Source organism: Ancylomarina sp., assembly GCF_041555295.1.
In the GTDB taxonomy this organism is placed as follows: Bacteria; Bacteroidota; Bacteroidia; order Bacteroidales; family Marinifilaceae; genus Ancylomarina.
In genome coordinates this window covers 13,515-39,157 of the sequence record NZ_JBFFKR010000008.1, presented here as the reverse complement: position 1 = coordinate 39,157, position 25,643 = coordinate 13,515, and the positions used below count along the sequence as shown (strand labels likewise).

The 25,643-nt window shown below is 36.0% G+C and carries 16 protein-coding genes; 9 read left to right on the top strand and 7 right to left on the bottom strand.

Features of this window, described 5'->3' with window-relative positions; translation table 11 throughout:
* Positions 1-147 precede the first annotated feature (147 nt).
* Positions 148-732 (bottom strand): indolepyruvate oxidoreductase subunit beta, encoded by a 585-nt coding sequence (locus ABY905_RS01660; RefSeq protein ID WP_372639766.1) that lies wholly within the window; start codon positions 730-732, stop codon positions 148-150.
* A gap of 170 nt (positions 733-902) precedes the next feature.
* On the bottom strand, positions 903-2,528 hold the full coding sequence (locus ABY905_RS01655) for a thiamine pyrophosphate-dependent enzyme (protein WP_372639764.1): 1,626 nt from the start codon (positions 2,526-2,528) through the stop codon (positions 903-905).
* 602 nt (positions 2,529-3,130) lie between these two features.
* Between ABY905_RS01655 and prmA the strand changes: the two genes are divergently transcribed.
* The 4 genes from prmA to ABY905_RS01635 all read left to right on the top strand — a co-directional run bounded on the left by prmA (position 3,131) and on the right by ABY905_RS01635 (position 11,230).
* A complete protein-coding gene (gene prmA, locus ABY905_RS01650) occupies positions 3,131-3,973 on the top strand; it encodes a 50S ribosomal protein L11 methyltransferase (protein WP_372639762.1) in 843 nt (280 codons plus the stop codon).
* A gap of 45 nt (positions 3,974-4,018) precedes the next feature.
* Positions 4,019-8,503: a hypothetical protein gene (locus ABY905_RS01645; RefSeq protein ID WP_372639760.1), complete on the top strand. Its 4,485-nt coding sequence runs from the start codon at positions 4,019-4,021 to the stop codon at positions 8,501-8,503.
* A 114-nt stretch (positions 8,504-8,617) separates the two neighbouring features.
* Complete coding sequence (ppk1, locus tag ABY905_RS01640) at positions 8,618-10,699, top strand: polyphosphate kinase 1 (RefSeq protein WP_372639758.1); 2,082 nt, start codon at positions 8,618-8,620, stop codon at positions 10,697-10,699.
* A gap of 33 nt (positions 10,700-10,732) precedes the next feature.
* Positions 10,733-11,230: a histidine phosphatase family protein gene (locus ABY905_RS01635; RefSeq protein WP_372639756.1), complete on the top strand. Its 498-nt coding sequence runs from the start codon at positions 10,733-10,735 to the stop codon at positions 11,228-11,230.
* Between the two features lie 43 nt (positions 11,231-11,273).
* On the opposite strand, the gene ABY905_RS01630 is transcribed toward ABY905_RS01635, so the two are convergent.
* Genes ABY905_RS01630 through ABY905_RS01615 form a run of 4 tightly spaced genes read right to left on the bottom strand, consistent with a single transcriptional unit; the run spans position 11,274 to position 18,631 of the window.
* A complete protein-coding gene (locus ABY905_RS01630; RefSeq protein ID WP_372639753.1) occupies positions 11,274-13,628 on the bottom strand; it encodes a DNA topoisomerase 3 in 2,355 nt (784 codons plus the stop codon).
* 52 nt (positions 13,629-13,680) lie between these two features.
* Entirely contained in the window at positions 13,681-14,070 is a 390-nt protein-coding gene (locus tag ABY905_RS01625) for a response regulator (protein ID WP_372639751.1), read from the bottom strand.
* Between the two features lie 55 nt (positions 14,071-14,125).
* On the bottom strand, positions 14,126-17,731 hold the full coding sequence (locus ABY905_RS01620; protein WP_372639749.1) for a BamA/TamA family outer membrane protein: 3,606 nt from the start codon (positions 17,729-17,731) through the stop codon (positions 14,126-14,128).
* Between the two features lie 51 nt (positions 17,732-17,782).
* On the bottom strand, positions 17,783-18,631 hold the full coding sequence (locus ABY905_RS01615; protein ID WP_372639747.1) for an SdiA-regulated domain-containing protein: 849 nt from the start codon (positions 18,629-18,631) through the stop codon (positions 17,783-17,785).
* A gap of 335 nt (positions 18,632-18,966) precedes the next feature.
* On the opposite strand from ABY905_RS01615, the gene ABY905_RS01610 reads away from it, so the two are divergent.
* From ABY905_RS01610 to ABY905_RS01590, 5 genes are all read left to right on the top strand, one after another.
* Positions 18,967-20,160 carry a Pycsar system effector family protein gene (locus ABY905_RS01610; RefSeq protein WP_372639745.1) on the top strand — a complete coding sequence of 398 codons (1,194 nt, stop codon included), beginning with the start codon at positions 18,967-18,969 and terminating at the stop codon, positions 20,158-20,160.
* Between the two features lie 97 nt (positions 20,161-20,257).
* On the top strand, positions 20,258-20,959 hold the full coding sequence (locus tag ABY905_RS01605; protein ID WP_372639743.1) for a 16S rRNA (uracil(1498)-N(3))-methyltransferase: 702 nt from the start codon (positions 20,258-20,260) through the stop codon (positions 20,957-20,959).
* A gap of 49 nt (positions 20,960-21,008) precedes the next feature.
* Positions 21,009-21,668 carry a DUF4159 domain-containing protein gene (locus tag ABY905_RS01600; RefSeq protein ID WP_372639741.1) on the top strand — a complete coding sequence of 220 codons (660 nt, stop codon included), beginning with the start codon at positions 21,009-21,011 and terminating at the stop codon, positions 21,666-21,668.
* A gap of 100 nt (positions 21,669-21,768) precedes the next feature.
* Complete coding sequence (locus tag ABY905_RS01595) at positions 21,769-22,971, top strand: 6-phosphofructokinase (RefSeq protein WP_372639739.1); 1,203 nt, start codon at positions 21,769-21,771, stop codon at positions 22,969-22,971.
* A gap of 224 nt (positions 22,972-23,195) precedes the next feature.
* Positions 23,196-23,828, top strand: a complete 633-nt coding sequence (locus ABY905_RS01590) for a hypothetical protein (RefSeq protein ID WP_372639737.1) — start codon at positions 23,196-23,198, stop codon at positions 23,826-23,828.
* Between the two features lie 611 nt (positions 23,829-24,439).
* Here the strand turns inward: ABY905_RS01590 and ABY905_RS01585 are convergent.
* Complete coding sequence (locus ABY905_RS01585; RefSeq protein WP_372639735.1) at positions 24,440-25,534, bottom strand: transporter substrate-binding domain-containing protein; 1,095 nt, start codon at positions 25,532-25,534, stop codon at positions 24,440-24,442.
* Positions 25,535-25,643: the final 109 nt, after the last annotated feature.

Sequence of the window (25,643 nt, the reverse complement as noted above, 5' to 3'; positions counted from 1 at the left end):
TGTTTTGATAGCTTTCAGGCAATCAAAACACTTAAGCTTGAGATAACTATTTTAATATGGGATATGCTCAAAAAAAGCCTCAGTAAATGAATACTGAGGCTTTCTTAAAGTTATCCGATAACCTGTTGCCAGATTATCATGAAGTTCTTATTTATTGTCTTGAGAGAACTTACGACCTGCGTGCAATGCGTCGATGTTCATTTTGACAACATCTTCACCTTTTCTACCAAAAATCATACGAATACCTTCTTCTAAATATTCAAAAGGAACATCGATAAATGGAGAAGCAGCCCCTAACATGACGAAGTTGAAAGCTCTGGTAGAACCCGTCACTTCTTTTGCAATCTCATCAGCATCAATCAACACATAATTAGGCAAAGCCTTAATCGTTTTCATCAATTCAGCCTCATCTGGATAATCAGTAATGTTGATGAATGGAGAAGAATTCGCCACAACATAACCCCCTTTTTTAAGGTAAGGTAGGTAACGTAAAGCTTCCATTGGCTCTACTGATAAAATAATATCGGCACCACCTTTAGGAATCAAATCTGAATAAATAGGTTTATCAGAAATTCTCATGAACGACTGAACATCACCACCACGCTGACTCATACCATGAGTTTCAGCTTGTTTCATGTATAAATTATTATCTAAAGCAGCAGATCCTAATGCAGCAGCAATGGAAAGAATTCCTTGACCGCCTACACCTGCAATAACCATATCTGTTTTCATCTGTTTATAATTTTAAATTTCGGTCAGATGGAAGTCGCCAATATGAATACTTTTCTACGCTTTAAAAGTTCTTCTTTGGCTCGTTTCATATGTATGCTATTTTATTCTCAGAAAGCGAATGAATCACTTTCCGACATATTGAATTATTGATTTATTTGGGCAAAATTAAATTAAGCTTTTGCAGCTGCTTTAGCCTTCAATGCTTTTTTAATCTTCTGATCACGAACATTCTTCTGAACGCAAATACGACGAGGAATAATTACTGATACACCCTGGTAGTCACATTCTTTACGAATAATATCCTTCACTTGCTCGTGCTTCTTAGGTAAAGAAGTAAAGACATGAATATGATCAGGATGAACACCTAAACCAGCACAGATATCTTCTAATTTCCCTTTGGCTGAAGACTTCTGACCTCCAGTCATTGAGATAGATTCATTATCAGAAATAATAACCGTAATTGGAGAATTTTCGTTGATTGCATCCAATAAACCTGTCATTCCAGAGTGAGTGAAAGTAGAATCACCAATCATTGCAACAGAAGGAATAAGACCTGCATCAGCGGCACCTTTAGCCATTGTAATAGAAGCACCCATATCAACACATGCATTAATAGCACGGTAAGGAGGTAAAGCGCCTAATGTATAACATCCAATATCAGAAAACACACGACCTTCGCCATACTCAGCAATGACTTCATTCAATGCTTTATAAACATCGTGATGACTACATCCGACACACAATGCTGGAGGACGAGCTGAAACCAGATCAGGAATAGCCATTCCTTCTTCAACCTCAAATCCAAGAGCCACAGCAACCATATCAGGAGTTAACTCACCATCGCGAGATAAAGTACCATCCAAACGACCGATAACAGCTTCCTTTTCAAGGTAACCTTTCAACATCTCTTCAACAACAGGGTAACCTTCCTCAAGAACCAAAACTTTATCACATTCGCTAGTGATTTTTTGAATCATCTTACGAGGAAGTGGGTATTGGCTTACTTTCAATACTGGGAATGGACAATCACCATTAGGATAATTTTCCATCAAGTAATTGTAAGCTAATCCACAAGCAATAACACCTAATGATTTATCAGCACCATCAGTATATTGATTGAATGGAGATTCAGCAGAAGCAGCTTCAAATTTCTCTTGGTTACTCAACAGTAACTTATAACGTTTACGTGCAATACCTGGTAAAAGAATAAACTGCTGCTTATCCTTAGGTAAAGACATTTCGTTTTCAGCAACAATATCAGTAACTGGTGTAACACCAGCGCGAGAGTGAGCCAAACGAGTTGTGATACGCATCATAACTGGTGTACCAAAAGCTTCTGACAATTCGAAACCAAAGCGAGTCATATCATAAGCCTCTTGCTGATTTGAAGGCTCAAGAATTGGAATCATAGCAAACTTAGCATAAACACGAGAATCCTGCTCATTCTGAGAAGAGTGCATAGATGGATCATCAGCAATAGTAACAATCATTCCACCGTTAGATCCTGTGATAGCTGCGTTCATAAAACAGTCAGCTGCAACGTTCAAACCAACGTGCTTCATACAAACCATGGTTCTTTTCCCAGCATATGACATACCAAGAGCTGTTTCCATAGCTGTTTTCTCATTAGCAGACCACTCGCTATGAATTTTACGTTCGTTAGCTAGCTTAGAATGCTGAATATATTCAGCAATTTCTGTAGAAGGCGTTCCTGGATAAGCATAAACACCTGACATTCCAGCGTCGATTGCCCCTTGAGCAATGGCTTCAACACCTAATAATAGTGACTTTTGCATGTTATTTTATTTAACGATTTTGATTAATCTATAAGGTACGACAGTTTACCAAAAAGATAAAATGCCTTATTATTTAATTATTGATGTACAGATACATCAATTACAATTATTCAATAAATAGATAGAATAGGTCTAGAAAAGAAAATTCTAGAATAGATCACGAAGATCGAGAATAGGAAGTAGATTAAAGTCCTCCGAAGACTTCAAGATAGCATACAAGGTAAGCCATCACATAAAATTTAATTGCAAGAAAATCCATTTGTTTACTTATAAATTGTAATGAAACAAGAGTTATTCCTAATAATTGATGGCAATAATACCACTATTTGATTTAAAATCAATAAAAGTAGAACTAAAAACAAGAAGTTTAGAACTATTTCAAATAACGGAAACGGTTGCATAAATATTAAAATATTAAAACAAAGGAATTTACAAACAGCTCAACAAAGCTTCTACTCTAGAAAAAAAGCACCGAAAAATTTACTTTTTGCTTTATTCTTAAATAAATGAAGTCTTTTAAATGAAGAAGATTATTTTTGTAAATTACAACATAAAATAATTGAGAATTACTTTCAACTAAATAAGAATTAATAATACCAATCATGGATTACATTGAATTAAAATGTGAAATTATCCCTTATAACGAAGCTGTAGCTCAAATTCTAATTGCAGAACTTGGAGAGCTTGGCTACGACAGTTTTACAGAAAACGAAGATTCAGTTGATGCCTATATCACAGAAGATCTTTTCGATATGGAAAAAGTTAAAGAGATTAATTTAGATTATCTCTCAGGAATTAATTTCACACTAAATTACACACCTAAAACAATTGTATCTCAGGATTGGAATGCCCTTTGGGAATCAAACTTCCAACCTGTAATCATCTCTGATCAGGTTGTTATTCGTGCTTCTTTTCATACCGACACGCCAAAAGTGCCTTATGATATCGTTATAGATCCTAAAATGTCTTTTGGAACGGGGCATCATTCAACAACATCATTGATGGTTCAAAGCATTTTGGATAGTGACATTAAAGACAAAAGAGTTCTCGATATGGGGTGTGGAACGAGTTTGCTAGCAATATTAGCATCAATGCGTGGTGCAAAAACAGTTGACGCCATCGACATTGACGAATGGCCATATAAAAACTCCCTAGAGAACATTAAGAATAATCATGCTGACAATGTATCTGTTTTCTTAGGAGATGCACGCCTATTAGAAGGTAAAGAGTACGATATTGTTTTAGCAAATATCAACCGAAACATTCTTTTAAATGACATGAAGGCTTATGTGGCCTGCTTACCGCAAAATGGTCATCTTATCATGAGTGGTTTTTATACTGAAGACCTTAAGTACATTCAAGAAGAAGCTGAAAAGAATTCACTAAGCTATATCGACCATAGAGTTGACCTGAATTGGGTTGCAGTGCGTTTCGTAAAAAAATAGCATAAGTATTCTGATCTCTAATTTCAAGAATCAAAAATAATCAACATGTCAAAACAACTATTCTCGCTTATTTTCTTAGGATTTTTATTAGCCAGTTTTACGACCAAGGCCAAACCATTCAATCAAGATTCTATAGTTTCAATAAGCGAGATAGACTTGTTGATGGATCACCCATCCCTAAATAATAAGGAAAAGAAAGCCTTTGAAGAAAAATTTCAACAGTTTTGGAATAAAGCTCAAACCTCTAGTGCTAAGAGAGACTCTATTCTTTCTATTTGTAAAAAGTTTAGAAAAAAAAGAGCTCGTATTGTACCCGATTTCTACGATTACTTCAATAGCCTCATACTCTTTAATGAGAAAGGCTTAAGTGGTAAAGATTATTCCAATTGGGAAAAAGGGTTACTTAATGAACTGAGTAAACCAAAAGTCAAACTGAAAAATATAAATGAGTTTCTTAAGCAAACAAACAATCTTCTCAAAGATCAACTTCTTTACAAATCCTTCTCAACTGAATGGAAAACAAGATCAAACGACTTTCATTATATCTATGATGATACACTTAAGATTGTATTCAATTCAACCGAATTAGTTTGTTATTCACAAAAAGATAGCTGCAGTATATACAATACAAGTGGAGCCTACTACCCTTTCGAAAAAAAATGGAAAGGTGAAAAGGGAAAAATTGCATGGACAAGATCTGGAAAATCTCCCAGCGACGAATATGCGGAATTTAAAGGCTATAAATTAGATATTACCAAACCAAAAATAGAAATTGATACAGTTCAATACAAAAACAAACTTCTATTTAAAGATTTCGTATCAGGCTCTTTAATCGAGAAAGTCAATATTGTTAAAAACCCAGCTTCTGCAACTTATCCCAGATTTAAATCCTTTGAACAAAACATATCAATAGATAGTTTATTCGAGAACATCAGCTATAAAGGAGGGATAGCCATTCAAGGCGCTAAATTTATAGGGAAAGGTAATTCTGAACAGCCTGCGACTATAAAATTGACAAGAAATGACACCTTATTTATTGAGGCCTCATCGGAACACTTTAGTTTTTCAAACAACAAAATTCTAGGAAAAGATACAGAGATCACTCTGCATCTGGATACATTCAAGATTTACCACCCTAACCTATATTTAAAAATACTTACTGAAGATAAGGTCCTTATTCTGACTAGAGATGGAACTGGCATGTCACAGAGTCCCTATTTCAACAATTACCATAACCTACTGATGGATTTTGGAATTCTACATTGGAAAATGGACGAAAACATCATCCATTTTAAAAAAATGAAAGGCGCCTCGCATCGTCTGGCGAAGTTTGAATCAATAAACTATTTTACAAACAATCATTACATGAGACTTCAGGGGATGGATGATAAACACCCTTTGGTTTTACTCTACAAATTTGCAAAATACACGTATTCCAACACATTTACGACAGAGGAATATGCCAATTACATCAAAAAACCAATCAGTCAGACTCGCCAACAAGTGATTGGTCTCTCATTTCAAGGCTTTTTAAATTACGATGCATCTGAAGATGAAATCACTATTGAAAAACGTAGTGGTGATTACATTTCTGCAGCAATGGGAAGACAAGATTACGATGTCATTCACTTTTCATCTAATACTGAGAAACTTCAAGATGATGCTACGCTTAATCTGAAAAATTTTAATTTACAAATCAATGGTGTTGATCAGGTATCGGTCAGTAACTCACAAAATGTAAGCTTTATTCCTAGAGGAGGGAAACTACTCGTAAAACAAAATCGAGACTTTGAATTTAGCGGTTTAGTTAAAGCCGGACCATTAAATATGTATGGTAAAAACTTCAATTTCTCCTATGATGATTTTAAAGTTGACATGGGACTTATTGATTCTTTAAAAGCTTATATCCCCTCAGATGACCAAGGTCAATTTGCCAGAAGAAATGCCATATTTCTTGAAAATATTGTAAAGAATGCCACAGCCAACCTTCTGATTGATGATCCTTCAAATAAATCTGGAAACGAATATCTGGAACAGTACCCGATCTTCAATTCATATGACTCATCCTACCTTTATTATGAGAAGGCATATATTCATAATAGCGTCTACAAAAAAGATAACTTCTATATCAAGGTAGATCCATTTACAATTGACAACATCAACAAATTATCCGATCAAGATTTACAGTTTCAAGGCGAGTTTAAATCTGGTGGCATTGTTCCTAACTTTCGCGAGACTTTAATTGTAAACAATGATAATTCGATTGGATTTGCACATTCCATTGATGAAAGTGGGGTTTTAGTTTACAATAAAGCAACTTTTACCGATTCTCTATTCTTAAACAATGATGGACTCTGGGGTAAAGGAACTTTTACCGAAAAGAATACTAAGATTGTATCAGACCACTTCATTTTCCTGCCTGAAAGTGCAAAGGGACAAGCTGAATCATATACCCTTTTGGCTCAAAACACCCCTTTCTCACATCCTGATATTAGTGGAAAAAATATCTGGGTTGAGTGGCAAAGCAATAAGGATCAATTTAAGATTCAGAGTCAAGGGAAAGACTCGCCTTTAAATATGTACGAAGGTCATGCTTCGCTTTCGGGCATCGTGAATATTACCAATACTAAAATGTCTGGCTCGGGAGAAATGGTCTATGCAAATGGTTCTTTTACTTCAAGTCATTTCAATTATTATGGTTCTAAAATCATTGCTGACACAAGTCAATTTAAATTACTCAGTGGTAATGAGGCTGGTTATTTATTTAAAGCCGAAATGTGTAATGCCATTATCGATTTAAGTATTCAACGCTCAGACTTCAAAAGTACTATATCAGGTAATTACAGTAGCTTCCCATCTAACAATTACATCTGCCAACTCAATAGTTTTAAATGGAATATGACTAATGATCAGATTGAATTTGGAAGTGAAGAACTCGCAAATTTGAATCAATTGTGGGAAACCGGGAAAATTAAATCCCTCTCTAAAACATCGTATAACACTTTTATATCAACTCATTTCGATCAGGATTCTTTAAGTTTTGAAACTCCTTATGCGATTTATGATACAACCAATTACACCATTGCAGCTAAATTCGTAGATAAACTAAAGATTGCTGATGCAGATATTATACCTCTGAATGGAAATATCACAGTTGAAAATGATGGTTACTTAGCTCCACTAAGCAATTGTAAGATACTTGCAGACACCCTAGAACATTTCCATGAAATAACGGATGCATTGGTTGAGGTTAAGGGCAGAAGGAATTATACCGGGTCTGGATTCTATACCTATAAAGATGAACTTGATGAAGAACAAGAAATCTATTTCAAAGAAATCAGTGTTGATTCTACAGGACAAACCATTGCTTCCGGGACAGTACCTGATGCCATGTCGTTTACTTTGAGCCCTGATTTCGATTTCAGAGGAGAAGCTCATCTTTCAGCAAGAGAAGAACACCTTCGTTTTAATGGTGAAACTCAAATTCATAACAAATGTGATAATATCAAGAATAGATGGTTAACATTTAATGCTCCGATTAATCCCAGAGACATCATGATACCCATCGACACAATTGGGCGCGATAAGGAAGATATCAAAATATTTAACTCGTTGTATCTCACTAACGATTCGATTCATATTTACCCAGCATTCTTATCTACAAGAAAGTTCTATACCGACAATCCGCTTCTTACTGTTGATGGATATCTGACTTATAATAAGACAAAAAACCTGTATCAAGTTGGAAGCGAACAAAAATTAAAGAATCAAGAACAGTCTGGGAACATGATATCTTACAATATGAATAATTGTAATTTGAATGGTGAAGGCTTAATAAACCTTGGAGTCAAATTAGGTCATGTAAAAACCACGGCTGCTGGTACCGTCGATTACGATTCTGATAAAGAAAAAGTAAATTTGATAACTTGTTTAGGCTTCGATTTTTACTTCTCGGAGCTGTTATTGAAGATGATGAATAAGAATTTCTCAAACTCAGTACAACGACCGAGTAATTTGAACAATGAGCACTTCCTGAAAACCTTCCCTCTTATACTACCTGAAATTGAGGCCGATAAAATAATAAAGGAGATTAAGGAAAAAAGTTCATACGATGCATTACCCGATACGATTAAACAAACACTATTCTTTAATCGAGTAAAACTAGAATGGAATGCTAAGAAAAAAGCCTATTACTCTTTAGGAGAACTAGAACTTGGAAGTATTTTCAACACAACTCACAATAGCATTGTAAAAGGTAAAATTGAGATTCGAAAAAGTAGACGAGGTAACCGAATGTATCTTTATATGGAGCTTGAAGATGGTAATTGGTTCTACTTCGAATATCAAAACCAAGTCATGTTTATGAGATCTTCAATTCATGAAATCAATATAGCCATGGAAGAAGTTAAGGAAGATGAAAGACGATTCAGAGATCCTGTGAGTAGACTGAACTACCTTTATCTTTTAGCCCCGATGTCTAAAGTAACACGTTTCAAGAAATTGCATGAGATTGGTGCTGCTAACGAATAAACGTAATTTATTCTGAACTCGCTGGCAAAATCGACCTTATTTAGACTACTAGCAAGCAAAGACTATCTAAAATTTTATAAATTTGTTAGAATACATTTTGAATCTTTCATTTATATGTCAAAATATCAGTTTTTCAATCGCGATTTAAGTTGGTTATCATTCAATCATAGAGTTTTGGATGAAGCTAGAAACCCAGATTTACCTCTTTACGAAAGAATTAAGTTTCTAGCTATTTATTCTTCAAATCTAGATGAATTTTATCGTGTTAGAGTTGCATCGTACCAAAGATTCACGGAATTACCTATTGAAGACAAACTACAATTAAGAGAAAATCCTGATCATACACTTAAGAAAATTAAGCAGCAAGTTAATAAGCAGCAAATTGAATTTGGTCAGATTTTCACAAAAGAAATCGTTCCTGAGCTACTCGAGAATAATATTGTTTTAATGCAAGGTGAGAAACTGTGCGAAGAACATTACGAGTTCACCAAGGAATTCTTCCTTGACAATCTTCTTCCTCATATGCAGCCTATGCTGCTTTTGAAGAAACAAATTCAGCCCTTTCTTAAAAATAATGCCATTTATTTGGCTGTAAAGCTCTATAAAAAGAGAAGTAAGAAAGATAATCCAGACAAGTCTAAGAGGGCCAAATATGCCATTGTAAGAATACCTAACAATCGCTTCGACCGGTTTATTGAATTACCATCTATCAACGATAAACATCACATCATATTTCTCGACGATATTGTAAAACTACACATGAAAGTGGTTTTTCCCGGCTTTAAAATTGACTCAACCTATAGTTTCAAAATGAGTCGTGATGCCGACATCTTGATTGAAGATGAATATTCAGGGAATATTATGAGCATGATCGAGCGAAATTTGAAGAAACGTGAAACAGGTGAACCATCACGTTTCTTATATGATGAAAACATCCCGCGCGATTTCTTAAACTTACTTAAGCTTGCTTTTAACCTTACGAATAATGAGCTGGTTCAAGGAGCCAAATATCACAATTTCCAAGATTTCTTTAACTTCCCAAATCCTGCAGGAAAAGAATTGGAAGATGCTCCTTTCCATTCCCTTAAGGTAAAGGAACTCGGACAAAATAAATCGATATTCAAAGAGATTAGTAAAAAAGATATCCTTCTTCATTATCCTTATCAATCTTACGAGTATGTCATTCGCTTTTTGAATGAAGCTGCAATTGATCCAAAAGTCGAAGAAATTAAGGCAACTCAATACCGTGTTGCAGAGAATTCAGCGGTTGTTAATGCTTTGATTAATGCTGCATTGAATGGTAAAAAAGTAACCGTTCTTGTTGAGCTAAAAGCCAGATTTGACGAAGAAGCCAATATGAACTCAGCCAGAGCTATGATAAAAGCGGGTGTTAAAATCATTTATAGCTTACCAGGTTTAAAAGTCCATGCTAAAATCGCACTTGTCATCAGAAAAGCGGACAAAGAAGATTATGCCTACCTCAGTACGGGTAACTTTAATGAGAAAACAGCTCGTATTTATGCAGATCATGGTTTTTTCACGTCAGATGAAACAACTATATCAGAATTGAAACTCTTATTTAATTACCTTGAAAATCAGGAAACAGAATGCAACTTCAATAAGTTACTCATTGGTCAATTCAATATGCGAGATGAGTTCTTAAAGATGATTGATAGAGAGATCGCTCATGTAGAAAACGGGAGAAAAGGTCATCTCATATTAAAAATGAATGGCTTACAGGAACGACAAATGATAAACAAACTTTACGAAGCAAGCAGTAAAGGTGTTAAGATTGATCTTATCATCAGAGGAATTTGTTGTCTGATTCCAAATAAATCTTACTCAAAGAACATTAAAATCATTCGTATTGTCGATCAATTCCTTGAACATGCCCGAGTTTTCTATTTTTACAATAATGGCGCAGAAAATGTTTATCTATCATCTGCCGATTGGATGTCACGCAACCTTCACCGACGTATAGAATGCGCATTCCCAATTGAAAAACCTAAATTAAAACAAGAACTTATTGACATTCTAAACATTCAGCTTAATGACAATACAAATGCTCGAATAATCAATGAACGATTGGAGAATATTAAACCTCAAAATGGCATTGATGCGGAAGCAAAAAGAGCTCAGAGAGATATTTATAAATATCTTGAAAAAATAGAGCTTTCAAAGAAAAGCAAGAATTAACACAACGCATTGTTCCTTTTAAAACCACAAAAGATGAAGCAACTTATTTTATCTCGTCATGCCAAAACAGAAGTCATTCGTAGCGACATCAATGATTTCGAACGTAACTTAACCAATAGGGGTATAAACGATTCAGCTTTAGTTTCGAGCCATCTATTCGACATAGGAATCCAAACAGACCTGATTATATCCAGTCCTGCTAATAGAGCCATTGCAACAGCCAGACTTTTTGCACATCGTTTCAATATTGAGCCAGATCAAATTATTCAAATTGATCAACTCTACGATGGCTTTAGTACCCAAGAATTCTTAGAAATGTTACAAGAAAAGGCAGGTCAACATGAGCGAGTATGGGTATTTGGTCACAACCCGGATATCGCATCGTGGGCTTCTAAACTTCTAGACGAAGGCTATCTTCATGTTCCAACAGGAACAGCTATTGGTATAGAATTCGATGTGGATAATTGGTCTGATATCGATGCTCGATCGGGAAAATTAGTGCATTACACAACGCCTAAAATGCTAAAATAATAGGCTCAGTTTTAAACTGAGCCTATTATTATATTTAGATATTTTATTGTTTCCCGAAAACTACCTTTCCCATATTATCGACGATCAATTTACCATCAACTTTCTCTTGTGTTTCGGTATTTACAAAGCCTTTAATTAGCTTTGTCTTTCTGTCAGTCACCAATGATTTTATCTGAGATTCAGTAAGGCTCTTCCCCATAAACTCGAAAGGAATAATAAAACGACAGCCTTGTTTGTAATTAGAACACCCATAAGCTGCATTGCCTTTCATCATGGTACCATCTTTACACAAAGGACAATGCCAAACCTCAGCTTCCCCTGCAATAAAACTAAGTTCAAAAGATGGATCAAGAGTCACAACGCCATTCTGTTTTTTCCCATCTATCTCAAAACCGTTTATTTTAGTGGTCTTTTGCTTTAATATTAAAACTTCAATCTGCTTATCGGTCAGTTTCTTGTTCTGAAATACAAAGGGTAATCTGATATCACAACCATTCTTCCAATTGCTACATCCCCAAGAAGTTTTCCCTTTTAGGATTTGTCCTTCCTTACATTTAGGACAAACTAGTTCTTTTGCTTTTACCGGGGCCTTTGTTTTAGTTTTCTCTTTTTCTTTCACATCCTCAATCGAAGCAATCTTTTTAACATCAACTCTGGATTTCACATCCTTAACGATATTAAAAACCATCTGCTTAAGCTCTATCATGAATTGATCAACCTCGTAGTTTCCTTGCTCAATATCCCTCAGCTTTTTCTCCCACATACCTGTCAATTCTGCAGATTTCAGAAGTTCATTCTGAATTGTATCAATCAATTGAATACCTGCCACAGTAGCTACAAGACGTTTCTTCTCTCTTTTGATGTATTTACGACGAAAAAGTGTTTCAATAATATTCGCACGAGTTGATGGACGACCGATTCCGTTTTCTTTCATGAGCTCTCTCAACTCATCATCATCAACCTGCTTACCTGCTGTTTCCATCGCACGCAACAAAGTCGCTTCAGAATAATATTTAGGAGGCTGAGTCTGCTTCTCAGCTAAATCGGGAACATGCTCTCCACTTTCACCCTTCTCAAAAACAGGGAGAATAGCACCTTCCCCAACACTACTATCCTTTGAGAAAAGCACACGCCAACCCGGTTCAATAATCTGTTTACCTGTCGCCTTAAAATCAATATTCGTAACCTGTCCCAATACTGTTGTATTACTAACCTTACAATCAGGGTAAAAGACAGCGATAAAACGTCGAGCAACTAGATCATAAACTTGTTTTTCTTCGTAACGTAGACTTCCTGGCTGGACACCTGTTGGTATAATTGCATGGTGATCAGTCACCTTTTTATTATCAAATACTTTTTTCGATTTACGTATTTTTTCTCCTAGCAACACCTCAGTATACGTCTTATAAGGTTTTAATTTCTTAAGAATCTCTGGGATTTTCTTATAAAGATCCTCCGTTAGATACGTGGTATCAACCCTTGGATATGTGGTTAATTTCTTCTCGTATAAGCTTTGAATAATTCGTAAGGTCTCTTCTGCAGACAAATTCAACTTTCGGTTACAATCAACCTGCAAAGAAGTTAAATCGTACAACTGAGGAGGCGATTCCTTTCCGGCTTTTCGCTCAAAAGAAACGACTTCGAAAGGCTCTGAATTGATCTGGCCTAAGAATTCAACCCCTTCTTCTTTTTTATCGAAACGACCGCGAGTTGCTGAAAAAGTAACATCACGATAAATCGTTTTTAATTCCCAATAAGTTTGAGAAACGAAATTATCAATCTCTTTCTGACGATTAACAATTAGTGCTAATGTAGGTGTTTGTACTCGACCTATGGAAAGTACATTTTTACCACTTCCATATTTAAGTGTAAATAAACGGGTAGCATTCATTCCTAGCAACCAATCTCCAATTGCTCTTGATGATCCTGCAGCATACAATCGATCAAACTCTTTGCCTTCACGCAAGTTTTCAAAACCTTCACGAATAGCTTCCTCTGTTAGAGATGAAATCCATAAACGCTTAATTGGCACGTTACATTTTGCCTTATGAAGCACCCATCGCTGAATAACTTCTCCTTCTTGGCCAGCATCACCACAGTTTATAACTTCATCTGCACCCGCAATAAGTTTAGCTAAAACATCAAACTGCTTCTGAACACCAGTATCATCAATAACCTTAATTGCAAAACGCCCTGGAATCATTGGTAAATCATTAAGATGCCAATACTTCCAATTTAGATTGTATTCTCCTGGTTCTTTAAGCGTACACAGGTGCCCAAAAGTCCAAGAAACCTGATAGCCATTTCCTTCATAATATCCATTTTTTTGGCTCTTGGCTCCCAAAATCATTGCAATTTCACGCGCAACACTTGGTTTCTCAGCGATACAAACTTTCATCCGCAATTATTTAAATTTTAAATACGTCTTAAACGTAAATTAAGTAGATCAACTACTTGATCTGTAAATATTTTTCAACCATCTCAAAAAGTGCCGTTTTTGTCACAGGCTTCAAGATATGGTCATTCATTCCAGCTTCTTTCGACTTGATCTTTTCATCACAAAAGGCATTAGCCGTCATGCATATAATAGGGATTTGAATTCCTATCTCTCTCAAGTTGATACTCACTTCATACCCGTTAATAATTGGCATCTGAATATCCATTAAAATCAAATCATATTCTGTTGAATGGGGAATCAAAACATCTAAAGCTTCTTTCCCATTTTTAACCCATTCAACACAATAAGTTGCTTTTTCTAGCAAAGTTTTTACAATCTTTCCGTTTATGAAATCATCCTCAACTAAAAGGATTTTATAGTTTGACTTATCTATCTCTACCATCTTAATATTAAATACTACGCGTCAATATCAACAAAATCTATTTTCCTTTTTATCTCTAAAACATATACTTAAATTCCAATGAAAAGATTTTATCCTCCTTGGAACAACTGTAATTAGCTGTAATCACCATCAATTTAAAAGGTGAAAGCCACAAACCACCACCATAGCCATGATACAAACTATCAGAGTGTTCTCCTGATATCCATACTCGCCCCACATCATTAAAAGCCAACAATCCAAACTCCCCTGCTAATAAATACGATCTGAATTTTGACAAACGAAACCTAATATCAGTATTTTGATAAACAATTCCATCTCCTGCAAATCGATCTAAAGGGTATCCTCTTAAATTCGATTTCAAACCTAATTTATTAGCTTGAAATACCGAATAACCGTCAGAATTATATGCTCCTCCAACTCGCACAGCTAAAACTGTTCTGGCAGGTGGACTAAAACTAAAGAACATTCTCAAGTCTGAAGAATATCGATTAAAATCACGATCATATCGCTCTAACCCCTTGAATGCTTGATAACCCAATTGCCAATAAATACCACGCGATGGAAGTACTATTGAGTTTCTGGAATCCCAAATATAATTAATATTTACTCCCAAATATTTCCTTGTTGAAAAATCCTCTACAGGGTCTAAATCATTCATCGGATCAGAAAAGTCTGTCACAAACCGATTATCAGTCTCTTGCAATCTGGATTGCTCAAAAAACAAGCCTATTTTTATTTGATGTTCGCTATTAAATTTTAATCGAGCCTGTGGATTTATTAATATTTTTTCGAAACGGATACTGTTGTATCTTTTATCATCTGATTGAGGATTATTAGTCTTATTGCCCAAACCATAGTAATAGCCTTGAAAATTTGGAGAATTATAATCTATAGTACCAACAAAGTCAATATTCCTGAAAATAGAATTTATTTCTCCTTCATATTTTATTTCAAATGAAGGATACCTAAATGCATAATTAACTAAAAATTTATGTTGAGATGCAAAAGGTTCTTTTTTGAAAGCTTGGGAAGTATAACTTAAACCAGCTCCTAAAATCAAACCATCTTCACTTACAAAATTTGCATTAATTACAGGGCTAAGAATATCATATTTGAAGGCTTTTCTATTGTAAACATTGGCATCAGAATTATTTGATGTTTTATTCCTAAAAGCCGCATCATTAATATCTGTTTTGACTTTGTCATATATACTCACCTTATTCCTTCGAGTATTCTCTAAAGCGAAACTATCTTTCCCTTTACCTCCAATAAGGTTTAATTTTACGGCATACTTAGGAGCATTCCCCTTAATCTCAAACTGATCTTTACCTTTTAACCCAAACAAACGTACTTCCTTCGTCTCTTCAGGAAGAAAAGTTCTTGAAAAGATCAATTGTCCCTTTTTTCCTTTTTTAGAAAGACTATTTACTTTTACATTTAAGCTTCCATCCTCACTCCATTGAGCTTGATACAGTTCGTTTTCATTTGTACCTACAACATCAACCTCTTTTGCCAAAAAAGTATAAAATGCTTCAGCCATTTCAGGCAATTGGTCTCTTCTAGCCTTTAGTTGTGAAATCAGATTATTTCCAGATATAGAAAATACTTCTGAAGGCAAATCTGAAACTGCAGCCTCAATCACCTGATCATTCAATCTATCTTTCAAATCATTAGCCATCTCCACCCAATCCTCTTTTGTTTTTGAGGATAAAAAGCTCCGATCAAAATATCGAGAATTGAAGCCTAGTCCTGAAACATTTTCAACAATAGAATCAAAAACCTGAAATTTTGGCATCAACCATTTCCGACGCATTAGCCAAGGTATTTTCCCATCACTATAGAAGAAAACCTGATCTCTATCACGTGGAATAGGTCGGACGATTGTCTTGCCACCTTTTTCAAAGCTAGCCCAACGCCACTGATCGTCGTGTCTATCCCAGTCGTTCAGTAAGAGGTCAACTATTCGAGCTCGTAAAACGGCCTCTTCATCAATCACCAATTTAGAATTCTTGTATCGTTTCTTCAAAAGCTTATCCGTACTCAGAATGTTCTTTGTACCACCAAATATCTCAGAATCAGACCAATCGCCAGAAGGTCGTTCTTCAAATAAAAAGAGCTCATTCTTAAAACCTTCCTGATAAATTCCAAGACGTGGATCATCAGGAACATATACAATTTTAGGATGTGTGTGATAAACACCAGCAGCTTCAGCCATTTTAGGAACAGCTAGTGCAGCATATGGATAAGATTCCGAAATACCATCCTGCACTATTTGTGCTGCAAAAGTTTTTTGTAAGCTTTCAGGAATCGCTTTTTCAGTATATTTTTCAACCGAACGCAAGACATACTGACGTCCGTCCTTCGCTTCCAATCTCAATGATCTTGTTTGTTGACCACCACCTCGCTTTAATATCTTCAAGCCGCCTTTTTCCTTACCGATATCAAATACAGGCACATTTATTGGTGTCTCCCACTCCTTCCGATAATTATTCCCAAAGAGTTTCAATTTTGATTTACTGTCGGTATGATAAACCTGACTTGCTGCTATAGTGATTGTACTATCAGAGTAATCGATTTGATCATGAAGCTTATCTATTTCTTCATTCGAAATAGATTGGTGTTGGTATAAGAATTTCTTTAAAGCTAATCTTGGTTCTTGATCACCTTGTTTACCAACTGTCCAGAATTCAAGAAAGACACTGCCGTCAACGTAGAAATTCAATTTAGAAAAACCAATCTCGCGCAGGGCAAAATCCATCTTTTTTTCATTCACGTAGTCAGCTTGACTACCTGATCCTGAAATAACCTGAAAAACATCGCCAACTTGTTTAAATTGCAAACTATTGTCATGGGCTGAAACTGATATTAAATGAGGTGATTTACCTGTCATTTTCTTAGCCATATGCCGCATTTGCTTATAATAAGGAGAAGCAAAATCTTGAGGTGTACCAATAAATTTTCGATACAACTCCACTGGCCCAGGAAATGGAAAATAACCTGCGTGATTCCCTCCACTATAAACAGGATGATGACTTGCCAAAATCAACTTTTTATTTTCATTTCTTTTAAAGACATCGCTTAATTGAATCAAAAAGTCAGCCGTGTTTTCGAACTCACATTCTGCCTCTGGTTTTTCCCCTAAGTGCAGCCACCATTGCGAGTCAACAATCAAAAGAACTATGTCGTCACTCAGTTCAATTTCTATTGGACCAGGACAACCTCCCGAGGGTAAAAACACATCTCCTCTATCTAGAAAATCTTCTACGTAGTTTTCAAAGTTCTTCAAAGATTCCCAGCCATTTTTACGATTCAAAGTCCATTCCTGATCACCTGGCATAAAAACAACTTCACCCTTGAAATCTTTTACAAAACCAAGGAACTTGTTCAAATCCTTATCATCAAATTCTTCATCCGTATCATTCCTCAAATTTTCTTTAGAAATGGAATTTCCTAAAACAACGAGAGTTCCCTTTTTACCAGAATAAGTCAACTGCTTTTTTAGCATTTGCATATTGGCATCAACCAAGGGAGCCTCACCCATATCACCAACAAAATAGATGCTATGTTTTAACTGTGTACTATCAGCCACAGGTGCCCCTGAGTTGCCAAACAGATTTAAGGAAACCAATGATAGTAATAGATATAGTAGATATTTGGTCATCAAACTAAAAAATAATCAAATTAAAAAAACAAAGAAAAGTGCGCTTAACAATTAATCATTAAGGATCGGTTTGTACTCAAAACGGTAGATCTTTCCCTGCTTTACCTTACCTTCTGTTGAAATAAATAGTGTCCCATCGGGAGCAAAACAAATACCTTCGGGCTGTGGGAAGATCTTTCGTTTCAATCTGTTTACTGCTAACAATTCACCTTGTGGGCTCAATACTAAAAGAAGTTTACCTACCGATCCAATCACATAAATATTTTTGCTAATTGGGTGAATCGCAAGACCTGATGGCTGAAATATCAAATTCCCTTTTGAAGGAGCTAGCCCCTTTAATAACCTATTGGAAAACTTAGTATAAGCATCCAAGTTTAAAATAGTCTCTAGTTCTCCTTGGTCAATTAGAATAGTTGGTTCCTTACTTAATAGGCTATCAGTTATTGAATAGCGATAAATTGCTCTTTTATCTGAATTAGCTAAATTTGCATAAGCCATACCCTTACAAGCAATCAAAAGAGAATGCGTAGATGAATCGTAAGCTAAACCCTCAGTATTGTTTTTAGGACCTAAGCCTGTTTTCACTTTATCCGATTCAATGACCATATTATCGATATCTGCTACAAAGTACAACTTACCATCACTGCGTAAAACAACACACTCATTCCCTACCAATTCAACACCTTCAAAATCACCCTTCTTTGCAAACTTAATTCTTCGGGAAATTTTCTTTTGCTGAGTATCATATTCGAAAATATAGCCTTGTTCATCATTCACACAGAACAACTTATTTTCTTTTGCATAGGTCAAACCTGATATTTCATGTAATGCGTTATCCAAAACATAGGTATAACTGGGCTGATTAATGGTATAGGGAAAGTGAGAATAATATTCTGACAAAAAGCAGGTTTGTTTATTTTTTTTACTCTTTGAACAAGCTGAAAAAGCCACACTGAAGGCTAATAATATCAATAGGTTGACTTTCTTTGAACAGAGCATAATTGAATATTGTTTTCACGGATAAAAATAAACAAAACACAAGCATTATCCCAATCAAAACCAATAAAACAAACCTTAACTTTTGCATTTCCTTTAGTCAATTGGCAATAAGTAAAATAAGTATCCTCATCAAAACCAATGTTCAATTTAATGACAAACAAGCTCTGTTTTCAAAGCCATCAAGATTATTACTATCTTTAGTCACCTGTATTTTATTGAATTCAATACATAAACATATGTCTATTATAGAACAAGCAAAAGCTTTCGTTATTGATTTTTTTGAAAAGAATCATAAACCAATTTACACCTACCACAATATAGAACATACTGAAAAAGTGGTGAAACAAGCAACAAAGATTGCTGGCATCATGGAGTTTTCAGAAGAAGATTTAGAAACCGTTATTTTAGCTGCTTGGTTTCATGATACGGGCTATTTTAGGGGTTTCATTAAACATGAAATCATAAGTGGAGAAATTGCTGAAAAATTTCTGAAGGAACATAATTATCCATCTGAAAAAATTGCAAGAGTTATTTGTGCAATCCAAAATACAAAAATACCTTATACAAGCTGTGATTGCCCTATCTCTATGGTGCTTTGTGATGCCGACTTGCAACATTTAGCTTCAAAGAATTTCATGAAATCGTCAGACAATTTGAGAGAAGAGAAATCTGCTCTTATCAACCATGAATTTTCTACAAAATCGTATTGGGAAGAAACTTTAAACTTTTTAAAAAGACACTCATATCGAACAGATTATGGGAAAAAGGTTTTAGCCAAAAAGAAAGAGCTTAATATTCAAAAAGTCACTGAAAAGGTTAATTCATATCAGAATAAAGAAATTCAAAAGCTAAACGATAAGCTCATTAAACTTGAGAATCAGAATCTAAAATTGAAGATGCCTCAACGTGGAATTGAAACCATGTTTAAGGTTACGGCTCGTAATCAAATTAGTCTAAGCTCAATAGCAGATAATAAAGCTAATTTAATGATTTCTGTTAACTCAATTATCATTACCGCTATCTTCTTTATTTACAAGAATATCATGGAATCACCTGAGTTTATTATCCCATGCTTAATTCTTCTGTTCGTCGCTTTATTTACTATTGTCTATTCTGTTTTAGCTACTAGACCTAATGTGACTTCGGGAACCTTCTCCGAAGATGATGTCAAAAAGAAGAAAGTGAATCTATTATTCTTCGGTAATTTCCATCGAATGGATGTGGAAGATTATTCAAAAGCTTTAAAAGGTTTGATGGTTGATTACGATGATCTATATGATAGTTTGATAAAAGACCAGTACTATTTAGGAATGGTACTTGGCAAAAAATACAATTTATTACGTAGATCATACACTATTTTCATGTTTGGCTTAATTATATCGGTACTAAGTTTTATTTTTGCAGCGATATACCAACCCGTATTCTTTTAATTGAAGAGTGATGATTTGAGATTTATGATTAAAAACACATTCATAAATCTGAAATTAACAACCCTAAATCATTAGATCACAAATCATAATTTAGTCAATGAACTTATTTTACACCCCAGATATAGAAGACAAATTTTATCAATTAAACGAAGTTGAATCAAAACATTGCATTCGAGTTCTTCGGTTAAAAGAAGACGACCAAATTCATTTGATTGATGGCAAAGGCAACCTGTTCACAGCAAAAATTATCGATGCACATCCTAAGAGATGTACGGTTGAGTGCATTGAGACCCAAGCAGAATTTGAAAAACTAGATTATAAACTGCATATCGCAGCTGCTCCTACTAAGAATATTGAACGTACCGAATGGTATATGGAAAAATGTACGGAGATTGGTATTGACGAATTCACACCTCTTTTATGTCAGTTCTCAGAGCGAAAAGTGGTGAAAATTGAACGCCTTTTTAAGGTGATTACCTCAGCAGTAAAACAATCCTTAAAGGCCTATCACCCAAAATTGAATGAACTAACTAAGTTTAAAGATTTAATAAGTGCTCCTTTTGATGGTGAGAAGTATATTGCACATTGCTACGAGGGCGAGAAAACACATTTGAAGCATCTTTGTACTGCCAAGCAAAATGCTCTAATTCTTATCGGACCTGAGGGAGATTTCAGTCCACAGGAAGTAGAGTTGGCTCGAGCAAATGGTTTCAAAGAAATCACCCTAGGTACAAGCCGATTGAGAGCAGAAACTGCAGGTGTTATTGCTTGTAATATTGTTAGTCTAGCAAACCAATAAATCTAGGTTTTAAGATTTTGAATTAGTATTATTTACTTACAGAAATTTAATGATGTTCAGATTTGTTTCCATTATTGTCTGTTTAGCTCTAAGCTTAAACTTATCTGCTCAGGAGAGTGGTGTTCGCATTGCTCTACTGAAGTACAATGGTGGAGGCGATTGGTACGCCAATCCAGGTTCCTTACCTAATTTGATTGAGTTTTGTAACACCAATAAAATCGCCAACATACAAGCTGAACCTGCCACAGTTGAAGTTGGCAGTCAAGAGTTATTTTCATACCCATTTATCCATTTAACCGGACATGGGAATATCGTTTTTAACAATCAGGAAGCTCAAAATCTGCGCCGATATCTCGAGGCAGGTGGCTTTTTACATGTAGATGACAACTACGGTTTGAATGCCTATTTCCGAAGAGAAATCAAGAAGGTATTTCCAAAAGAAGAGCTGGTTGAACTTCCCTATTCGCATCCAATTTACCATCTGGTTTACGAGTTTAAAACAGGACTACCTAAGGTTCATCAGCACGATGGCAAAGCCCCACAAGGATTTGGCATATTCCACAAAGGTCGCCTCGTTTGTTTCTACTCCTACGAATGTGACCTTGGCGATGGTTGGGAAGATCCATCGGTACACAACGACACACAGGAAAACCACACCAAGGCCCTAAGAATGGGGGCCAATATACTATCTTACGTTTTTTCACATTAAAATACTAATCTCCCAAATTCACTATTGCTCATAGAAAGCCATCCTTTTTCAGCGAAAAAATCATTACCTTAATAGGAATTAATGATGAAAGGGAATCGCTATGAAAATACCAAAGAATACAAAGGGAGTCATTGGCATTTTAACCGGTGGTGGAGATGTACCTGGTCTGAATCCTGCCATTCGTGCAGTTACCATCAGAGCACTACGCGAAGGCTATACAGTTGTGGGTATCCGTAAGGGGTGGAAAGGATTAATTGATCTTATCAGGGATGAAAAAGTGGATAACAGCGAAAATTATTCCATTCTAACTGAAGAAATGGTTAATAGAATCGGTCGAACTGGTGGTACCTTTTTACACAGTTCCCGAATCAACCCCTCAAAAACATCAAAATCCCGTGTTCCAATACACTTGCAGGATAAATACAAAGCTGAGGTTAACGATCTTACCGAAGAAGTGCTGGCCAATCTGGCCTTTCTCAACATCGACTACCTGATTCCTATTGGTGGCGACGACACTTTAAGTTATGCTGTACGTTTATATAAGGAAGGCTTCAAAGTGATAGCCATTCCTAAAACCATGGATAATGATGTACCCGGAACGGATTATTGCATCGGATTCAGCACCTGCATTACACGAACCATCTCATTAACTCATAGTCTAAGAACTTCAGCGGGTTCCCACGAGCGTTTTCTGGTACTTGAAGTATTTGGTCGATATGCAGGTTTTACGTCCATATTACCAACACTTGCAGGAGCAGCCAACCGTTGTGTTATTCCCGAACACAAATTCGATATCAATCTACTAACCCAACTCATGCTAGAAGATCGTTATAAAAACCCTAGCCGATATTCTGTCGTTCTAATTTCTGAAGGTGCAGCCTTTACGGGTGAAAACATGACTTATCTGGATAGCGATATGGACGACTATGGGCATAAAAAATTGGGAGGTATTGGCGAAAGGGTTTCCGATCAGATGAAACACCTATCACTGGAATACAACAAGGGCGTACCCGTGAATGTCATTAATCAGAAACTTGGTTATTTGGTTCGATGCGGCGACCCTGATGCTATAGATTCCATTGTACCCATGGCATTTGGCAACCTGGCACTCGATCTAATCATAAAAGGTATACATGGACGTTTAGTTACTCTCAGGAATGGACGCTACGACAATGCGCCTATCGATATTGTTACCAGTTCAAAAAAAATAGTCGATATCGATCGTTATTACAATACGGAACGATTACGTCCCAAATACAAGAGTTTCGAACTGCAACCCCTCTTTTTAATGACCAGCCTTTAATTGTATAATACTGCTGCCCTGGATTTATAATCCAGGCTTAGAGAGTTGGTAATTTGCAATTTCTTTTTTTTAAATTCAATTAAGAAACTCGATTGCCAATTTATCTTTTAAATTAATTTAACTATTTTAGTGGCGCCTACCATGGGCACCCTACTATTTCAACCATCCAACTATCTTATTTATTAACTCAGCTGAATTATTATCAGCGAAACAAACTTTCTTTTATGTTAGAATTTTTAGGCATTTCTTATTTGGAATGGTTAGGTTATGCAGCGTCAATAATCGTATTTGTATCATTATCGATGACTTCAATTGTAAAACTCCGATGGTACAACATGATGGGAGCCGCCTTATTCTCTGCCTATGGCTTTTTAATTGGTGCTTACCCTGTAGCCTTCATGAACCTATTGATAGTCTGCACCAACATCTATTACCTAGCAAAAATGAATCGACACAAAGAGGATTTTAAAATTATCGAGATTAAAGACAACGATGAGATTCTGAACTATTACCTTGAATCATATCAGAATGATATCAGTAAATTCTTTCCGGACTTTAAAGATACCAAGGGCAAAGTAAGCATGTTTGTATTGCGCGACATGGCAGTAGCCGGTATCTTTATTGGGGAGGTGGGAAACAATGAATTCAAAATTGACATGGATTACGCCTTGCCTCAGTATCGCGATTTTAAAGTGGGTAACTACCTTTACAACCAACTGAGCGAGCTGCTTTCGCAACATCCTGTAAAATCTGTTGTGTACGACACCAACATTGAAGACAACCTGAAGTATGTGAAGAAAATGGGATTCGAAACTTGCTCCAGAGATGGCAAAGCAGTGATGTGCAAAAAAATATAATTTAAGATTGATGAAATCTGATTTCAAATGCATCATTACCCCATAAAAAGATCCTCAAAGCGGAAGCATTGAGGATCTTTTCATATCAGATAATCTAAAGAGGTGTTTATTATTATTAAAATTAACTGTAATTTGAAGCTATTTCGCAGCAAAAGCTTCGCACACATAGAATTGAGCGTTTTTGTTAAAAAATATACTGCGTCCGAGGGATCTTAGCGTTCTGCGACTTGAAAGGGTGACATTCTGACGTAATAAGTAGTTCCCAGGCTTGAAAAGGCTCCGTGCCGACTCCATATGGCCTAAAAAAACAAAAAGGGCTCCATGCCGACGTAATGTAACGTTTTATAGCTCGAGAAGGCTTCGCGCCGACGTATTGTGATACTTTTCTTGAGGAAAAGGCTTCGCGACAAGAGATCGTCATTTCCATACTCAATTCATAAAGATTGTCCATGAAAACAATCTATTGAACCTGGAATTGGACACATAATAAGCATGAAAGACAGGTATCCAATTTTTAATTTGTGATTGATGTGTTCAGATTTTTGATTCTTTCTGATCACATAAAAAATACAAATAATATGCACCTTAGATTTTCACAAAAGAAGAAGGATTTATTCCACCCCACCCAAATGCTTGTAAAGAAGATCCTGCCATTCGTCGTGGTGAATTCGCCTAAGGAGAATCCTATTTATGGGTTCCCTGATTTTGCTTCCTTGGGGTAGTGCAATACCATAATCCTGACGCAGGAATGTGTTTGGCAGAACTTCAATTTTACCTTTATAATTTCGGTTTATAAAGTATTGGAGCAAGGGGGCATCGTAAACAAGGGCATTAATGGTACCAAGATTGAGAGCTTGCAATGCCTCAGTAACCGTATCGTAAGGGATATAGAAAATGCGGTTATCCTGCATATATATTTCGCTAGTGGTATAACGAATGGTTCCAACCGTATTCATTCTTAAATCCTCGGGACCATCTATGGCATATTCCAATTGCGAGACGGTAAGTACAGAAGTAATGGTTGCAATAAAAGTTGAGATAAGAATGATGCCTGTAAACATCCAAACAGTGGCAAATAACCTACCGCCAAAAGTTTTGGGGACTTTGTCGCCGTAGCCCACTGCGGTCATGGTTACAACTGACCACCATATTCCGGAACCAATCCCCTCCTTGGTACTTCCTCCAAAGTCTTTGGGGTTCTTCCTTCGTTCGAACAGCCAAATGATAAAACCTATCAGGATCATGGTCCCTATCAGCACGCCAATAATCTCAAGGAATTCGGTGGACAAGAACTCCTTCAGAACAGCCTTCCATACACTTCCTTTTTTGGTTTGTACAGCAATCCCCAATCCTGTATTGTAAAAGGGATGTGTAAAATCAAATCGCTCCTCCCGTTCTGTTGTCAGCGTTAGTGCACTAACCACGGCATCAAGGGAATGGTTCGCAACACTGTCCAGAAGCCCTTTAACTGAATGCTCCTCATATTGATATTCAACCCCCATTTCTGCAGCAATATTTTCCCACAGATCAATGCTAATACCAGTCCACTTGCCCTTAGTATTTTTAAATGAAAATGGCGGAGCCTCTTTTGTTCCTACCAGTAATACTTTTTCTGTAGCTCTTACTGCTTGTGCATCTACATTAAAAGGCATAGCTGTAAACAGAAGAAAAAGGACTGAGAAATATACAGTGGCTTTAAGTTTCATGGCTCTGGTATTTTTCATGAGTACTGCTTGCCTGGAAATATTTATTCTTGGTATTGAGCTTTATTGATTGTCACTTAAGTAAGGCCAACAAGACCTTATCTTAAAATTA

Coding starts and splice junctions, on each gene's coding strand:
- ABY905_RS01660 (WP_372639766.1), bottom strand. CDS start 732: ATGAAAACAGATATGGTTATTGCAGGTGTAGGCGGTCAAGGAATTCTT.
- ABY905_RS01655 (WP_372639764.1), bottom strand. CDS start 2,528: ATGCAAAAGTCACTATTATTAGGTGTTGAAGCCATTGCTCAAGGGGCA.
- prmA (WP_372639762.1), top strand. CDS start 3,131: ATGGATTACATTGAATTAAAATGTGAAATTATCCCTTATAACGAAGCT.
- ABY905_RS01645 (WP_372639760.1), top strand. CDS start 4,019: ATGTCAAAACAACTATTCTCGCTTATTTTCTTAGGATTTTTATTAGCC.
- ppk1 (WP_372639758.1), top strand. CDS start 8,618: ATGTCAAAATATCAGTTTTTCAATCGCGATTTAAGTTGGTTATCATTC.
- ABY905_RS01635 (WP_372639756.1), top strand. CDS start 10,733: ATGAAGCAACTTATTTTATCTCGTCATGCCAAAACAGAAGTCATTCGT.
- ABY905_RS01630 (WP_372639753.1), bottom strand. CDS start 13,628: ATGAAAGTTTGTATCGCTGAGAAACCAAGTGTTGCGCGTGAAATTGCA.
- ABY905_RS01625 (WP_372639751.1), bottom strand. CDS start 14,070: ATGGTAGAGATAGATAAGTCAAACTATAAAATCCTTTTAGTTGAGGAT.
- ABY905_RS01620 (WP_372639749.1), bottom strand. CDS start 17,731: ATGACCAAATATCTACTATATCTATTACTATCATTGGTTTCCTTAAAT.
- ABY905_RS01610 (WP_372639745.1), top strand. CDS start 18,967: ATGTCTATTATAGAACAAGCAAAAGCTTTCGTTATTGATTTTTTTGAA.
- ABY905_RS01605 (WP_372639743.1), top strand. CDS start 20,258: ATGAACTTATTTTACACCCCAGATATAGAAGACAAATTTTATCAATTA.
- ABY905_RS01600 (WP_372639741.1), top strand. CDS start 21,009: ATGATGTTCAGATTTGTTTCCATTATTGTCTGTTTAGCTCTAAGCTTA.
- ABY905_RS01595 (WP_372639739.1), top strand. CDS start 21,769: ATGAAAATACCAAAGAATACAAAGGGAGTCATTGGCATTTTAACCGGT.
- ABY905_RS01590 (WP_372639737.1), top strand. CDS start 23,196: ATGTTAGAATTTTTAGGCATTTCTTATTTGGAATGGTTAGGTTATGCA.
- ABY905_RS01585 (WP_372639735.1), bottom strand. CDS start 25,534: ATGAAACTTAAAGCCACTGTATATTTCTCAGTCCTTTTTCTTCTGTTT.